At 61.1% G+C, this 16198-nt stretch carries 10 protein-coding genes; 6 read left to right on the top strand and 4 right to left on the bottom strand.

Features of this window, described 5'->3' with window-relative positions; all coding sequences use genetic code 11:
- Window positions 1-183: 183 nt before the first annotated feature.
- Entirely contained in the window at window positions 184-1329 is a 1146-nt protein-coding gene (locus AB8C10_RS06380) for an ADP-ribosylglycohydrolase family protein (protein ID WP_368867212.1), read from the top strand.
- A gap of 543 nt (window positions 1330-1872) precedes the next feature.
- Here the strand turns inward: AB8C10_RS06380 and AB8C10_RS06375 are convergent.
- The 3 genes from AB8C10_RS06375 to AB8C10_RS06365 all read right to left on the bottom strand — a co-directional run bounded on the left by AB8C10_RS06375 (window position 1873) and on the right by AB8C10_RS06365 (window position 6699).
- The gene (locus AB8C10_RS06375) at window positions 1873-3255 is read right to left on the bottom strand and encodes an RNA polymerase sigma factor (protein WP_368867211.1); all 1383 of its coding nucleotides are present in this window, start codon (window positions 3253-3255) and stop codon (window positions 1873-1875) included.
- A gap of 407 nt (window positions 3256-3662) precedes the next feature.
- The gene (locus tag AB8C10_RS06370) at window positions 3663-5558 is read right to left on the bottom strand and encodes a metal-dependent hydrolase (protein WP_368867210.1); all 1896 of its coding nucleotides are present in this window, start codon (window positions 5556-5558) and stop codon (window positions 3663-3665) included.
- A 235-nt stretch (window positions 5559-5793) separates the two neighbouring features.
- Window positions 5794-6699 (bottom strand): PAC2 family protein, encoded by a 906-nt coding sequence (locus AB8C10_RS06365; protein WP_294642127.1) that lies wholly within the window; start codon window positions 6697-6699, stop codon window positions 5794-5796.
- Window positions 6700-7127: 428 nt separating this feature from the next.
- Between AB8C10_RS06365 and AB8C10_RS06360 the strand changes: the two genes are divergently transcribed.
- The 3 genes from AB8C10_RS06360 to sucB all read left to right on the top strand — a co-directional run bounded on the left by AB8C10_RS06360 (window position 7128) and on the right by sucB (window position 12331).
- On the top strand, window positions 7128-8624 hold the full coding sequence (locus tag AB8C10_RS06360; protein WP_368867209.1) for a leucyl aminopeptidase: 1497 nt from the start codon (window positions 7128-7130) through the stop codon (window positions 8622-8624).
- Window positions 8625-9062: 438 nt separating this feature from the next.
- The gene (gene lpdA, locus AB8C10_RS06355; protein ID WP_368867208.1) at window positions 9063-10448 is read left to right on the top strand and encodes a dihydrolipoyl dehydrogenase; all 1386 of its coding nucleotides are present in this window, start codon (window positions 9063-9065) and stop codon (window positions 10446-10448) included.
- A gap of 191 nt (window positions 10449-10639) precedes the next feature.
- The gene (sucB, locus tag AB8C10_RS06350) at window positions 10640-12331 is read left to right on the top strand and encodes a 2-oxoglutarate dehydrogenase, E2 component, dihydrolipoamide succinyltransferase (protein WP_368867207.1); all 1692 of its coding nucleotides are present in this window, start codon (window positions 10640-10642) and stop codon (window positions 12329-12331) included.
- 180 nt (window positions 12332-12511) lie between these two features.
- Here the strand turns inward: sucB and AB8C10_RS06345 are convergent, their stop codons facing one another.
- Window positions 12512-14128: a peptidase gene (locus AB8C10_RS06345; protein WP_368867206.1), complete on the bottom strand. Its 1617-nt coding sequence runs from the start codon at window positions 14126-14128 to the stop codon at window positions 12512-12514.
- A gap of 54 nt (window positions 14129-14182) precedes the next feature.
- On the opposite strand from AB8C10_RS06345, the gene lipB reads away from it, so the two are divergent.
- Complete coding sequence (lipB, locus tag AB8C10_RS06340; RefSeq protein ID WP_368867220.1) at window positions 14183-15013, top strand: lipoyl(octanoyl) transferase LipB; 831 nt, start codon at window positions 14183-14185, stop codon at window positions 15011-15013.
- A gap of 174 nt (window positions 15014-15187) precedes the next feature.
- The gene (gene lipA, locus AB8C10_RS06335; RefSeq protein ID WP_005505472.1) at window positions 15188-16195 is read left to right on the top strand and encodes a lipoyl synthase; all 1008 of its coding nucleotides are present in this window, start codon (window positions 15188-15190) and stop codon (window positions 16193-16195) included.
- The last annotated feature ends 3 nt before the right edge of the window (window positions 16196-16198 follow it).

Genomic DNA, 16198 nt, shown 5'->3' with positions numbered 1-16198 from the left:
CCTACCGCGGCGTAAGTGCTCATGCGGAGCGGGGGCTCCGTCCTCAAGGCGCCCCGGCGCCGCAGAGGGGGCACTCCCCCGCGAGCATGAGCACGAAGCCACTTGGTACCCCCGCACATCCTGAGCACAAAGTCGACTGGTACATCCCCCACGCATCCTAAGCACCCGTGGGATAATCGCCCTATGAGTTTTTCTTCTGTTGAGTTCACGCATGCACCTGAGGTTTCGGCTGAGTTTGCGGGCAGGGTGCGCGGCCTGTTGTGTGCGTCTGCGTTGGGTGATGCGCTGGGTTATCCGTTGGAGTTGTTGTCGGCTGAGCAGATTGCGGAGCGTGCCCCTAAGCCGTGGGAGTCGGCGTTTGGTGAGCTGCTGGTCAGTGATGATACGCAGCTGATGTGTTTCACTCTGGATGGCCTGACGGAGGTTTTGGAGTGGAATAATGAGGGCGCGGCGGCGGATGAGTTGGCGTGTCTGTGGTTGGCGTATTTGCGGTGGTTCCGCGGTATTGGTGAGGTTCTGCCGGAGTCTGCGCCGTTTTCGTTGGATCGTGAGATTGATGGTTCGTCGGAGTTGACGGCTCGTCGTGGTCCGGGTGCGGCGACGTTGCGGGCGTTGGGTTCGGGTGAGATGCAGTTGGTGTCGAAGTCGTTGAATCCTGATGCTTTGGGTAGTGGTGCGTTGGTGCGTTCGGCGGCGTTGGGTGTGTTGCCGGTGGCGCAGGAGCGTACGGTGGTTTTGTTGGCGGTGCGTGCGGCGGCGTTGACGCATGGGCATCCGGAGGCGTTGGCTTCGGCGGCGGCGTATGCGTTGTTGGTTCGTGATTTGTTGGCGTCTCCGGCTGGCTCGTTTGATGCGTTGTTGGATTCTGCCCGCCGTGTGCTTGACTGGTGCGGCACGGTGGCGGCGGATGATTCGATTCCGGGTGATGCTTCGCGTACGGCGGCGGCGCTGAGTCGTGCCGTCGAGCTGCTGGAGGGCGGTACGGTGCCGGTGCCGGAGGCTGTGGCGGAGCATTTTGGTACGGGTTGGACGGCGCCTGAGCTGTTGGGTGTGGCTCTCTGGTGCGCGGCGGATGCTGTGAAGAGTCTGTCGGCTGATGCTGATGATGCGACGGTGCGTGGTGCCCTGTTTGAGGGGTTGTGCCGTGCGGTGTCGGTGGATTCGGATTCGGATTCGGTGGGTGCGATGACGGCGGCGTTGTGGGCGGCGGCTGGTTTCCCGGTGGGCGGCGGTGAAGCTGATGCGTGGTCGGAGGCGCTGGGTCGTGTGCGCGGGCTGGATCAGGTGGAGGCGGTGGCGGACCGCTATCTGCGCCAGCTGAGCCTGTAGCGGCGCTGAACCTCAACGGCGCAGCGGACATGCATAGCGGGGGCTCCGTCCTCAAGGCGGCTGGCCCATTTACTTATTGGGGCACCGCAGAGGGGGCACTCCCCCGCGAGCATCGTCCGCGTGCCGGTCGTGCGGAACTGTGCCGCAAGCATTGTCCGCAGAGCCAACCTGACATACTCAGCCTCTGTGGAACTGAACGTTGACGGCATAGCGGACATGCGTAGCGGGGGCTCCGTCCTCAAGGCGCTCAGCGCCGCAGAGGGGGCACTCCCCCGCGAGCATCGTCCGCAAGCCGGCCATACAGAACGGTGCCGCGAGCATCGCCCGCGTGCCGCATATACAAACTATTTATATACGCAGAAAAGGCTCTCCGGTATCTCGGAGAGCCTTTTCTGTATGTGCTAGAACTAGCAAAACTAAGCCTTTACGGAGTAGCCGGTCACGCGGAGCGGGGGCTCCGTCCTCAAGGCGCTCAGCGCCGCAGAGGGGGCACTCCCCCGCGAGCGGGAACCGGCTACGTCCGCTCAATCTAGGTGATGTTTCCTAGTCCAGGTAGTCGCGCAGTACCTGCGAACGCGACGGGTGACGGAGCTTAGACATGGTCTTGGACTCGATCTGGCGGATTCGTTCGCGGGTCACGCCGTAGACCTTGCCGATTTCGTCGAGGGTCTTGGGCTGGCCGTCGGTCATGCCGAAGCGCATTGCGACCACGCCGGCTTCACGCTCGGAGAGGGTGTCGAGCACGGAGTGGAGCTGTTCCTGCAGAAGGGTGAAGGACACTGCGTCTGCGGGGACGACTGCCTCGGAGTCCTCGATGAGGTCGCCGAATTCGGAGTCGCCGTCTTCGCCGAGGGGGGTGTGCAGGGAGATGGGTTCGCGGCCGTACTTCTGAACCTCGATGACCTTTTCGGGGGTCATGTCGAGTTCCTTACCGAGCTCCTCGGGGGTGGGTTCGCGACCGAGGTCCTGAAGCATCTGGCGCTGCACGCGGGCGAGCTTGTTGATGACCTCGACCATGTGCACGGGGATGCGGATGGTGCGGGCCTGGTCTGCCATGGCGCGGGTGATGGCCTGGCGGATCCACCAGGTTGCGTAGGTGGAGAACTTGAAGCCCTTGGAGTAGTCGAACTTTTCGACGGCGCGGATGAGGCCGAGGTTGCCTTCCTGGATGAGGTCGAGGAAGAGCATGCCGCGGCCGGTGTAGCGCTTGGCGAGGGAGACGACGAGTCGCAGGTTGGCTTCGAGCAGGTGGTTCTTGGCTCGCTTGCCGTCGTGGACGACCCAGCGCATGGCCTTCTTGAGGTCCTTGTCCATGTCGGGGTTTTCGGCGAGCTTGTGTTCTGCGTAGAGGCCGGCCTCGATGCGCATGGCGAGGTCGACTTCCTGCTGTGCGTTGAGCAGGGAGACCTTACCAATCTGCTTGAGGTAGTCCTTGACGGGGTCGGCGGTTGCGCCGGGGGTGACGACGCGCTGTGCGGGTGCGTCGTCGTCGTCGTTTGCGGTGAGGACGAAGCCGGAGCCCTTGGCTGCTACTGCTTCTGCGGCCTTCTTTTCTTCTATTTTGGCTGCGGTTTCTTCGTCTTCTTCGTCGGTTTCGTCTTCGCCGTCGGTGGTTTCGAGTTCTTCGTCGAGTCCGAGGTCGAATTCGTCGTCGCTCTTTTTGCGGCGGCCACCGGTCTTGCGTTTGGTTGCGGTTTTGGTGGTGGTGGTTTTGCGGGTGCGCTTGGGCTTGTCTGCCTCGGTTTCGGCAGTAGTTTCGGCAGTGGTTTCAGCACCGGTTTCGGCGGTTGCGCCGGTGGTGTCTTCGGTTGCCGCTGCGGCTTTGGTGGTTGCCTTCTTGGTGCGGGTGGTCTTGGTGGTTGTTTTTGCGACGGTTTCTTCGGTTGCGTCGCCGGTCGCGGTCTTCTTGCTGGTTGCAGGTGCCACTAGAACCCTTTCTGGCTTGTGGTGGGGTGTTTTGTTTGCAAAACACCTAAGACCCTGTCAAGTCTGTGCTGGCGTCCTCGGTCGGGGTGTTTGCTGCGTTTGTCCGGTTTAACGCTGTGGGGGCGGGTTTTATTCCGCGTGCGTTGGGCGGTTTGCAGGGTTCCGTTGCTCGTTGTGTGGAGCGGTTTGAGGGCGCGTTATAGCGCATTGACTGTACGGGGTCAATATATAAGTATTGCAGATTTTTGGTTGCTTTCAACTTGACGCGCTGTTTGGGTGGCTTGTGGGCTTGGTTTTGGGTGGGTGCGGCTGTGTGTGAGAGGCCTGTACGAGGTGTGTGGGAGGGGCATGCCGAGTGGTGGCGCACCCCTCCCCTGTTTTGTGCCTCGCTTTATGGGTACCGAGCTTTAGACCTTTCGTGGTTTGAGGGTGCTGATGGGTTGGCGGTTTGCGCCGGGTTCGCCGCAGATGGTGTGTTTGATCCAGGCGGGTAGGCCTCCGGCGTTGAGGTGTACGTCGAGGATGTTGAGGTCTTCTCCTGTGGTGTGGCGGTGGGCTTCTTGGCGGAGCAGGCGGGCGTAGGTGCTGTATCCCTTGTACCAGTTGGCCCAGGCTTGGGTGTTGCGCAGCGTTGCGTATTCGCCGTCGGTGCTGTGGGGCGTGAGCAGGCTGGTGAGTAGTTCGAGCCCGTTGAGGCGCTCCCAGTGGGGGCTGCCTAGTTCTCCTTTGAGGGCGTCGAGGTAGTGGGTGTAGACGGCTTGGTGGTTGGGGTTGGCGAGGTATTCGCTGTTGGTGTAGGCGTCGTCGATTTGTTGGCTGATCTCTTCGAGTTTGCGTGCGGCGGTGTGGTCGTTGGAGTCTCTTTGTTTGAGCAGGCGCGGGAGCACTTCTCGGTTGATGGTGTTGAGTTCGGTGGTGACGGCGAGGTCGGCGGGGCTGAGTTCTTGGAGTGCCCAGTGGTCGAGGTTGACCTGTTGGATGCCGCGGTTTTGTTGGACGCTGCGGTTTTGCTGAATAGCGCGGTGGGTGCGGCGGATCCAGTCTTGCCATTGCACGCATTTTTCGGGCACGGCACGTACGTGTGTCTGGTCGGCGCCGGGTGCGGTGCTGAGCATGCGGGTGAAGCTTTCGGGCATGTAGGTTTTTCGGGTGATGCGGGTGCCGTAGTGGGGCGGTTCGAGCGGGTCGATGTCTGGGAGGGCGACGGGTCGGGGACCGCCGAGGGCGTAGTTGGTGTGTTGGGCGGCGTAGTGCATGTGGGCGAGCGCTTTTTGGGCGTGGTTGAGCCCGTAGCCGGCGAGGTAGGTGAGCATTTCGGCGGTGATGGGGTTGAGGGTTGCGGGTGCGATGGAGGCGCGTAGGTGCCCGGCGACTTCGGCGGGGATGAGGTCGCGCAGCGCATCACCGATGGTGGGCGCGTTAGTGTCGTCGACTTGGTGGGTGGTGAGCAGGTGGGCGGCGGCGTTGATGGCGGCGTCCCAGTAGCAGAGGTCGATTTGGGCTTGGTGGTAGATGGCGTGGACGTTGGTGCGGCGGGCGTCGTCGCCCCGCGCGGTGTTGGTGCGGGTGTGGTCCCAAAGTTCTACGGCGTTTTCCCAGTCGTGGCGGGTTTCGGAGTTGCCGGTGGGGTCGGTGTCCCAGGGGCTGTGGGCGTAGTTGTGGTGGGCGTTGGGGGCGATGGTGTCGCCCTGGCGGGTGAGCCAGGTGTAGTAGCCGCTGTGGAGGGTTTCTTCGATGGGTGCGAGGAGGGTGAGCGCTTGCTGTTCGGGGTCGAGCGCCCAGATGCTGGCGCCTCCTGCGTAGATGACGTCTTCGCAACGTAGTTCGCTGACGATGCGCGGGTCGTGGAGCAGGTGGAGCCAGGTGTTGATGTTGATTTGGGTGTCGACGTCCTGTTGGATTTCTTCGATGGCGGCAAGTTGTGCGGTGTCGGGGTTGAGTTGGCGTTGGCGTACGGTGTTGTCGCCATCGACGATGACGGTGTAGAAGCGGGTGAGGGTTTCGCCGTTGTGGCAGGTGGGTAGTTTGGCGAAGGTTTCGTGGAGGAAGTCGGCGCGTTCGGCCAGGGTGCAGGGTTCGTCGGGTAGGTTGACACGCAGGCTGGGGCCGAGGGTATCTTCGGTTGCGGTGAGGATGATGAGTGAGTGGTCGGGCCAGTAGCCGTGCTGGTGGAGGGCACTGCTGAGCACGTCGTATTCGTTGCGGATGGGCGGGGGCGTGTCGTAGTTGCCGCTGTTGAAGTGGTCGCTGTTGAGGCGGTTGCTGTTGGGGGTGTTGCCGTTGGAGATATTGTTTGCGTTCATGCCTTCACGGTGGCATGGTTTGGACGGGTGCGCAGGTTATACAAATAAATCTGTGGATACTTCGGTTCATAGGTCCGAAGGTTCCACAGATTTATTCGTATTGTTCGTTTGTACGCCGGGGTTTGTCCACAGCGGTGCGGGGTGCCGCGTCATAATCTGTCATGCAGAGTAAGGGCGCACCGGGTACTTTCCCCTACTGTGCGCGCTTTACTGCACGCACTTTACTGCACACGCCCTACTGTTCGTCGAGGAACCGCTCGAAGAGCGCACCAATCTCGTCGCGGCTGGGCACGTTGTGCGCGTCGCGTCGCGAGAGGGGAACCGCAATGTCGGAGGTGCGGAAGTTCTCGTCGTAGTTCTCTTCCATGGTCGTGATCATGCGACCAATTTCGGGGTTCTGCTTGACCTGGTCGTTGATCTGGCTGTGCACGTGGCGTGCGGCTTCGCGCAGGTTCTCGGTGGGTAGCGAGAGGTGCGCCGCCATGCCCACGTGTTCGAGGGCGGTGAGGGTGCCCTGCGGCAGGTCCGCCTCCGAAATGTACTGGGGAATGTTCACACCGAAGCCGACGGTGTCGATTCCGTTTTCGGTGAAGAGCACTTCCAGCAGGTTGGTGACGGTGGCGTGCACGTCGGCGCTGGGCTTCCACGGGGAGATGCCGCGAATCAGGTCCTTGCGGGAGCCGTGCGCGGTAATCGGGAAGGGGCGGGTGTGCGGCACCGGCATGGGGAATGCGGAGACCAGCACGACCAGGGAGGGCTTGACCCGCTGGGCGATGGTCAGCACCGCCTTTTCGAAGCGCTGCCACTGCAGGTCCGGTTCGGCACCGGTGAGCAGCAGGAACGGCTTGTTGAGGCTGTCTTCTACGGCGTAGAGCTTCAGCTGCGGGTATTGAGGCTTTTCGAAGTGGTCTTTTTCGTAGCGGATGAAGGGGCGGCGGGCACGGTAGTCGTGCAGCTGGTCGCTGTCGAACTCAACGATTTCAATGTTCTTGAGCTCGCTGAGCAGCACCTGTCCGAGCTGGCCTGCGGTGGAGCCTGCGTCCTGCGGGCTGGAGAGGGCAATGACGAGGGTCAGCCCGTGCATCCGGGGGTCGTCCAATATTTTGGTGTTGGCTAAGTAGAGATCTTCGGGGTTGAGCATCGTGCCTCCTCACTTTTATCTGGTTCGCGCCGCGCGCAGGGGCTTGTTGAGCTAAACGGTTCTGGGCTTGGGGCGAAGGGGCGTCTTCTGTTATCTGACGCTTTCCGTAGTCTTTCATTTTATGCCACTACTGCCCCGTATCGACAGTGTGCGGGGTTTTCTCGCAGTAGGTGAACTTGTTGAGTGTTGTACCGACGTTCTTAAGACGCTACAGCTCGGCTTTTTGCACGTTTTTCATGCCCTTCCAGCGGCTCGGGGTGAGAGCTGAACCTCACGCCCTCCTACATATCCGTGTAGAGTAGAAGCAGTAGTCCGCGCGGCTTTGCGCGGCGGTATTCATCCTCACTCTTCGAGGGCCTACAGTTGAGTTTTTCGGGCGCGAGGATGTGCCCCGACTATTTCGAGAAGACATACGCAAAGGAGTAACGATGTCTCTGTCTCTGTCTATTCACAGCACCGACCTTGAAGCGCTCGAAGCTGACGTTCTGGTTCTGGGCGTTCTGAAGGGCGATGACGGTGCCTACCTGGCGCCGAGCTCTCTGTCTGAGGAGTCTGTTGAGGGTATTAACGAGCTGCTGGAGGCGCTGGGCGCCTCGGGTGCCCCCGATCAGCTGCTGCGTCTGCCCGGCCTTGAGGACACCGGCGCCGGCATTGTGGCGCTGGCGGGTCTGGGCTCTGATACTGCTGAGGGTCAGGAGCGCCTGGATGCTCTGCGTTACGCGGCTGGTTCTGCGGCTCGTCAGCTGGTTGGTTCTGCTGAGGAGGTCGCTTTCGATTTCGGCGTTTCTTCGGTAGAGGAAATTGAGGCTATTGCTCACGGCGCCGTGCTGGGTAACTTCGTTGAGGAGGGCCTGCGCGGCAAGACTCAGGACTCGATTAAGGAAGAGATCGAGTCCATTCTGATTGTTTCCTCGATTGAGCAGGAAGAGGCTGAGGAGGCTCTGGTTCACGCCCTGGTTCTGGGCGAGACCGCTAAGGATGCTCGCCGCCTGGTGAACCTGCCTCCGTCGCACCTGTACCCGGAGACTTTCGCTGAGTTCGTGGCTGAGGTCGCTGAGGATTACTCGAACGTTGAGATTGAACTGTTCCACCACGACCGCCTGGCTGAGGAGGGCTTCGGCGGCATTTCCGGTGTTGGTCAGGGTTCGCCCCGCAAGCCGGTTCTTGCTGTTGTGAAGTACGTTCCGGAGAACCCGAAGGCTCACGTGGCTCTGGTGGGTAAGGGCATTACTTTTGATACCGGTGGTAACTCGCTGAAGCCTGCCGCTTCGATGATGACCATGAAGTGCGATATGGCTGGTGCGGCATCGGTTCTGAGCGCTGTGGTTGCTTCTGCTGAGCTGGATGTTCCGGTTGCTGTCACCGGCTACCTGTGCCTGGCTGAGAACATGCCCGGCGGTCACGCACTGCGCCCGGAGGACATTATCACCATGCGTGATGGCCGTACCGTTGAGGTGCTGAACACTGACGCTGAGGGCCGCCTGGTCATGGCTGATGGTATCGCCCTGGCTTCCGAGTCGAACCCGGACGTCATCCTGGACATCGCTACCCTGACCGGTGCCGCTATGGCTGCTCTGGGTCTGCGCACTGCGGCTCTGCTCGGTGACGAGGAGATTCGCGACCGCGTGATTGCAGCCGGTGCAGCTGCGGGTGAGGCTTACTGGCCGATGCCGCTGGAGTCCTACCTGCGTAAGAGCCTGGAGTCCCCGGTCGCTGACATCAAGAACATCGGTTCCCGCTACGGTGGTGCGCTGACCGCGGGCCTGTTCCTGAAGGAGTTCGTGGGCGAGGGTATCCCCTGGGCTCACCTGGACATTGCGGGTCCCGCGTTCAACGAGGAGGCTCCCTACGGCTTCACCCCGAAGGAGGGTACCGGCTTCGGTACCGCTACCCTGGTGAACTTCATCCAGTCCTACGCTAAGTAGCCTGTCATCTCGCTGGGCGCGCATCCTAGCTGGCGTATAGCACTGGCGCGTAGCCGCCCGGTATGGAGATTCTCAGAGGAGGGCTTTCCGGTATTTCACACCGGGAAGCCCTCCTCTTTGTCTGTTCTTGACCGATTCTGTGCGCTCGTTGATGCTGCGCTGTAATAGCGCTGTGCCGGCGCTGTCATCTGGCTGTTCTATGACGCGCCTCTTTTCTTGCGTGGTGAAAAATTTGCGCTGTTTGGGTGATTAATCGGCTAAAACCGCCCTGAGTGAACTTAAACGACCCTCAACGGGGGTATTGTTGTATTAAGTGTTTTTCTGCGTACGCGGAGGGGCGCGCGATTTTTGTTGGTCGCGGGCCTCCTGCGCATGCTGGGGAAACCTACCAATAAATTGGTAAAGAACTCATTGCAGGGGTCTTTAGCCCCCACAACTATGCAAGGGAGCAATATCGTGGCTCAAGAATTCGACATCCTCATCCTCGGCGGCGGTTCCGCTGGCTACTCCGCAGCTATTCGCGCACGCCAGCTAGGCTTCACCGTCGGCCTGATCGAGAAGGAAAAGGTCGGCGGCACCTGCCTGCACACCGGCTGTATCCCCACCAAGGCGTACCTGCACGCTGCTGAGCTGGCTGAAGAGGCACGCGAGGCGTCCAAGGTTGGCGTTAACGCTGTGCTGCAGTCCATCGAGATGGGCAAGGTTCGCGATTACAAGGACAACATCGTCTCCGGTAAGTTCAAGGGTCTTGCAGGCCTGCTGAAGATGAAGGGCGTAGAGGTTATCCCCGGCGAGGGTAAGCTGACCGCTCAGGACACCATCACCGTCGGTGGTGTTGAGTACAAGGGTAAGAACATTATCCTGGCATCCGGTTCGGTCTCCAAGACCTTCGGTCTGCCCATTGAGGGTCGCGTGCTGACCTCCACTGAGGCACTGGAGATGGACTACCTGCCCAAGAGCGCTATCGTGCTCGGCGGCGGCGTGATTGGTTGCGAGTTCGCATCCATGTGGAACGCTATGGGCGTTGACGTCACCATCATCGAGGGCCTGCCGAACCTGGTTCCCAACGAGGACCCGGCAATCATCAAGGTTCTGGAGCGTGCGTTCAAGAAGCGCGGCATCAAGTTCAACACCGGCACCCTCTTCGAGAAGGTTGAGCAGGACGCTAACGGTGCTAAGGTCACCCTGGCTGACGGCAAGGTCTTCGAGGCAGAGATCGTTCTGGTCGCTGTTGGTCGCGGCCCGAACACCGCAAACATGGGCTACGAGGAGCAGGGCATCCCCATGGATCGCGGCTTCGTCCTGGCTAACGAGCGCCTGCACACCGGCGTTGGCAACATCTACGCTATTGGTGACATCGTCCCCGGCGTTCAGCTGGCTCACCGCGGTTACCAGCAGGGTATCTTCGTTGCTGAGGAAATCGCTGGCCTGAACCCCACCATCGTTGAAGACATCAACATCCCCAAGGTCACCTTCTGTGACCCGGAGATTGCTTCTGTTGGTTACTCCGAGCCCAAGGCTAAGGAGAAGTTCGGCGCTGAGAACGTTGAGACCGCTGAGTACAACCTGGCTGGTAACGGTAAGTCCTCTATCCTCGGTGCTACCGGTATCGTGAAGGTTGTCCGCCAGAAGGACGGCCCCATCGTTGGTGTTCACGCTATTGGGAAGCGCATGGGTGAGCAGATTGGTGAGGCTCAGATGTGGGTTGCTTGGGAAGCATTCCCCGAGGACGTCGCTAAGTTCATCCACGCACACCCGACTCAGAACGAGTCCCTGGGTGAGGCTGCAATGGTCCTGAACGGCACCCCGCTGCACAGCGCATAAATTTTGCTGACTGGCGTTAGCGCGTCAGCTTAGTATTGACGACCGTTGGTCGTTAGCGGTTGCCGGGCGTATCCGCTGAACAACGCCCCTATCCGGATGCGCGTCGACGTGCTTCGATGCATGCGACGCGTATCCGGGTCACCGCTCACATTTTTCTAGTTCAAGCATTCACAAGGAGAACGGGAAAGATTATGTCCCACACCGTAGTACTGCCCGCACTGGGCGAGTCCGTGACCGAGGGTACCGTTACCCGCTGGCTCGTTGAGGTCGGCGACACCATTGAGGTTGACGCACCCCTGGTTGAGGTTTCCACCGACAAGGTTGACACCGAGGTTCCCTCCCCCGTAGCAGGCGTTGTTGAGCAGATTCTCGTCCCCGAGGACGAGGACGTCGAGGTCGGCGCTGCTCTGGCTATCATTGGCGACGGTTCCGGCGCTGCTGCTCCTGCTGCTCCCGCAGCTGCTGAGGCTCCCGCAGCTCCCGCTCCGGTTGCTGAGGCTCCTGCTGCTCCCGCAGCACCCGCCGCTGCTCCGGCTGCTCCCGCAGCTGCTGCTGCAGGCATCGAGGTCGTACTGCCCGCACTGGGCGAGTCCGTCACCGAGGGCACCGTTACCCGCTGGCTGAAGGAAGTTGGCGAGCAGGTTGAGGTTGACGAGCCCCTGGTTGAGGTTTCCACCGACAAGGTTGACACCGAGGTTCCCTCCCCCGTAGCAGGTACCCTGCTCGAGATCCGCATCCCCGAGGATGAGGACGCAGAGGTTGGCCAGGTTCTGGCTATCATCGGCGACGCTTCCGTTGCAGCTGCACCGGCTGCTCCCGCAGCTCCCGCTCCGGTTGCTGAGGCTCCTGCCGCTCCCGCAGCACCCGCTGCTGCTCCGGCTGCACCCGCAGCTCCTGCAGCTCCCGCTGCACCTGCCGCTCCGGCAGCTGCTGAGGGTGAAGCATACGTGACCCCGCTGGTCCGTAAGCTCGCTAAGGACAACGGCATCGACCTGTCCACCGTCAAGGGCACCGGTGTTGGTGGCCGCATCCGCAAGCAGGATATTCAGGCTGCTATCGCTGCTAAGGGTTCCGCTGCTCCCGCCGCTGCTGCACCCGCTGCAGCTGCTGCTCCGGCTGCTGGTTCCGCAAAGGCACCGCACACCTTCGAGGTTTCCCCCAAGCGTGGCACCGTCGAGAAGACCGCACGTATCCGCCAGGTTATTGCAAAGCGCATGCGTGAGTCCCTGGACATCTCCACCCAGCTGACCCAGGTCACCGAGGTTGACGTGACCCGCATCGTTCAGCTGCGTGCAAAGGCTAAGGACGGCTTCGCTGCTCGTGAGGGCGCAAAGCTGACCTTCCTGCCCTTCTTCGTCCAGGCAACCGCTGAGGCTCTGCAGCAGCACCCCGCTCTGAACGCGTCCATGACCGAGGACTACAAGCAGATTACTTACCACGGCTCCGAGAACATCGCTATTGCTGTGGACACCCCCAAGGGTCTGCTGGTTCCCGTCATCAAGAACGCTTCCGACCTGGGCATTGCTGGCCTGGCAAAGGCTATTGGCGACCTGGGTGGCCGCGCACGTACCGGCGACATCTCCCCCGAGGAGCTGTCGGGTTCGACCTTCACCATCACCAACATTGGTTCCTTCGGTGCACTGTTCGACACCCCGATTATCAACCAGCCGAACGTTGCAATCCTCGGTACCGGTTCCATCGTGAAGCGCCCCATGGTTATCCAGGATGCAGACGGTAACGACGTTATCGCTATCCGCTCCATGTGCTACCTGTCCCTCACCTACGATCACCGCGTGGTCGACGGTGCGGACGCTGGTCGCTTCCTGCACACCCTCAAGACCCGCCTGGAGGAGGCAAACTTCGAGTCTGAGCTGGGCCTCTAAGACCTGCATAGATTCAAGGAAGTTTCCTTGTGGCGGTACCCTGACGGGTAACCGAGCGTAGCTCTCCGGGGTTTCCCGGACAGTGAGCATAAAGGCGGCGGTTCCATCCACTTCGGTGGGTGGGGCCGCCGCTTTTGTTATGTCCGTTGAATGCTCCATGGTGCGGAGCGTGTACCGTGGTTATGCCGTGACGGGTTCGGCGCGAGCTATCTCCCAGCCTTTCTCCCCGCGGTGCAGGTCGAAGATGACTTTCTGACGGGTGACGCCGTTGTCTTCGCTGAGTTTGCGGGCTTCCTGCTCGGTTTTGTCGGCTCGGTAGCCTGGTGCGGAGACTACCGCCATGACGCGGATGTTCTCGCCGTCGCGGCTGAGTTCTTCGGTGGTGTCGACGGTTAGCTCTGCACCGCCTCGAGCACGGCGTTCTTGGTTCCGCTGGTCGATGAGGGCGCGTAGAATCTGCTCGCTCTGCACAGCCTGATTCTGTTCTTCCGCGCCGTCGGGTGCCTGCTCCCCCGCTGCGTTCGCGGCTTGCGCGGATACGGGCTGTGCCGTTGCCGGGGCGTTCTGCCCGTAGACGGTGAATCCGAGCGGCAGGGCGATAGTCCCCAGGGCGAGCGCGGCTACGCCCAGGCGTACGGAGGGGCGGCTCAGCGCACCGCGTAGCGCCGCCAGTCGGGATGTACCCGTCGCTTCTGCGTTCTTTGCGGCATCTGCATTCTTCGGGGCGGGTGCGCTCTTTGCTAATCTCGCCACAGGGCTCAACGGCTTAGAGCCTACGGTAGCTACCGGCTTCCTCACGCGAGGCAAACGTTCTGCCAGATAGCGTTGCGTCTTCTGGAGCTTTGAGGGCTTCTGCACCGGCGCGGGATCTACTGCAGCGGGAATTAGGGCGCGGGCACGTTCGGAACAGCTCAGGTACACATTCAGCGGGCGAGGCGGCACCTCCTCCGCGAGCGCGACCACGGAGCTCAGTCCAGCAGCTGCCGCCTCCTGGGCGGGTGCATCCAGCAGGTATTCGAGGGCTCTGCCGAGGCGTTCAATCCACTCAGCGCTGTGTGCTCCATCGGTGACGGTGCCGGTGGCGCCCATGCGCAGCGAGAGGGGTACACGGGCGGCGGAAGGTTCCGGCTTGTGGCCGCAGGCGGCACGCCAGAGCAGGGCGGCGGCGGAACGTGCGTAGTCACCGTAAGCGGCTGTGAGCTGTTCAGCGTCGAGAGTATCCGCCTCGCAATAGAGAACGTCAGGCAGAAGGAGCTTGGGCACTCCGGAGGCGCTCAGGGCAATGTATTCGGAGCTCAGCTCGGCACGCCCCTCCCCCACCTTTTTAAGGCTGCCGAGCGCCCGGTGCAGGGTGCGTGCCAGGGTCATGAGTTCGGCAGGGTTGAGGGTGCGAGCGCGTAGGAGCTTGTCGAGGGTGCCCGCGTCGAGGGGCTCGTACCAGAGGCACAGCTTGCTGTCGTGTTCCTCGCTGGTGACGGCGTGGAGCTTGGCGAGTCCGGGCGCGTTACGCAGGGCGGCGGCTACCTGCGGGGTCTGGGCGTGAGCGGATGCATCCGTGCTTTCCTCGAATCCGTACCCGTTGGCTGCCGCGCGCAGAGTGGGCGCGGAGGGAGCGGCGCCCTCGGGTGCAGAAATGGTGCGCAGGGTGTAGCGTCCGGGGCGCACGGAGGTTGCCGGGGATACGGGAGTTACGGAGGGTGCGCTCTCAGTGGTTCCACCCCGGTACTCGACAATCTGCAGGGTGGGCAGTGCCGGGTTGGCGATGCTTTCCAGAACGTGTGCTTCTTTGCTTCTCATACCATCATGTTATCAAATAACATCAAACAATATGTTTAGACTCAATAAAACACCATAAATAAACCATGCAACCCTAAAATCAACACCCGAAATATTCGCCCTATCAACCCACCACACCCGTCCGTAACATTCCTACATGTTCGCTCATCACGTGATTCAGGGCGCCCTAATTTTCTTCCCTTCACCGGCAGTACTAAGGTAGAAAGTATGTCTGTGACGATTGAACGCGTGGGCTTCGCCCCGAACTATGTGAACTATGTTGAGTGCTTGGATGAGCAGTACCGCATCCACGATGAGGTGGCTAACCGCACCCGCCAGAATACGATTCTTCTGCTTGAGCATGAGGCCGTGATTACCGCGGGTAAACGCACCGAAGACCACGAGTACCCCGCAGACAAGTCCACCCCCGTCGTCAAGATTGACCGCGGCGGCAAGCTGACCTGGCACGGCCCCGGCCAGCTGACCGCGTACCCGATTCTGCGCCTGCCCGAGCCCATTGACGTGGTGGCGTATGTGCGCATCGTTGAGGAGATCATCATTAATGTCCTTGCCGGTCTGGGCATTAAGGGTGAGCGCGTTGAGGGCCGTAGCGGTGTGTGGATTCTGGGCGATGGCATCACTCAAGACAAGAAGATTGCCGCCCTGGGCATGCGCGTTTCGCGTAACACCACCATGCACGGCTTCGCGATTAACTGTTGCAACGACCTGGCGCCTTTCGCGCAGTTCATTCCCTGCGGTATTAGCGATGCGGGTGTCACCTCCATTTCGGAGCAGCTGGGTCGCACGGTGACCCCCGCCGATATTTTGGAGCCGCTGGAGGCGGAGCTGGTGAAGTACCAGGACCGTCTGGCGGAGTCCTTCGAGCCCGTCGCGACGCAGGACTAAGCACAAGACCAGCCGCAGGGCTAGAGCGCAGAACTAGACGCTGAACGAGCCGCGCACCGCGCATCCGGGTTCGTTCGTCATATACGAAAATCAGTTTCACCTACGCCTGAGCGGGCGTAAAATAGAAGGTGGCCCACCTGCACAGAGGGCACACCGAGACCAAGGAGAAGACTTTTGAGCACCGCACCTGAAGGACGCAAGCTACTGCGTGTGGAGGCCCGCAACGCTGAGGTTCCCATTGAGAAGAAGCCTCACTGGATTAAGACCAAGGCTATTGTTGGCCCCGAATACAACGAGATGCGCGAGCTGGCTCGCGGTCAGGGTCTGCACACTGTGTGTGAAGAGGCTGGCTGCCCCAATATTTACGAGTGCTGGGAAGACCGTGAGGCAACCTACCTGATTGGTGGCTCCGAGTGCACCCGCCGTTGCGACTTCTGCAATATTGCGACCGGTAAGCCCGTTGCTGTTGACTACGCTGAGCCGTTCAAGGTTGCGAAGAACGTAAAGGTCATGGGTCTACGTTACGCCACCGTGACCGGTGTGGCTCGTGACGATCTGGAAGACGGCGGTGCGTGGCTGTACGCAGAGACCACCCGCCAGATTCACAAGATGTGCCCGAACACCGGCGTTGAGATGCTCGTCCCCGACTTCAAGGGTGTTCCCGAGCATGTTCAGAAGGTGATTGACGCTAAGCCTGAGGTGTTCGCGCACAACCTGGAGACCGTCCCCCGTATCTTCCGTCAGATTCGCCCGGCGTTCCGTTACGAGCGTTCCCTGGATGTTATTACCCAGGCTAAGGAAGGCGGCATGGTCACCAAGTCCAACCTGATTCTGGGTATGGGCGAGACCGACGACGAGATTTACGAGGCGCTGTGCGATCTGCACGATGCTGGCTGTGACATCATTACCCTCACCCAGTACCTGCGCCCCGGCCCGCTCTTCCACCCGATTGAGCGTTGGGTGAAGCCGCAGCAGTTCGTGGATTTTGCGAACATGGCTGAGGAGATTGGTTTCGCTGGCGTTATGGCGGGCCCGATGGTTCGTTCTTCGTACCGTGCAGGTCGCCTGTGGGCTCGTGCAATGCGCAAGAACGGTTACCCGATCCCCGAGAACCTGGCTCACATTGAGGGTGAGGGCGCTGCTCTGCAGGAAGCCTCCTCCCTGGTGGCTGCAGGCTACTAAGCC

Origin of the sequence: Rothia mucilaginosa (assembly GCF_964210535.1) — a bacterium.
GTDB classification, from domain to species: domain Bacteria; phylum Actinomycetota; class Actinomycetes; order Actinomycetales; family Micrococcaceae; genus Rothia; species Rothia mucilaginosa_F.
Note: the sequence above shows the minus strand (reverse complement) of the source record. Positions and strands in the feature narration are given on the sequence as shown.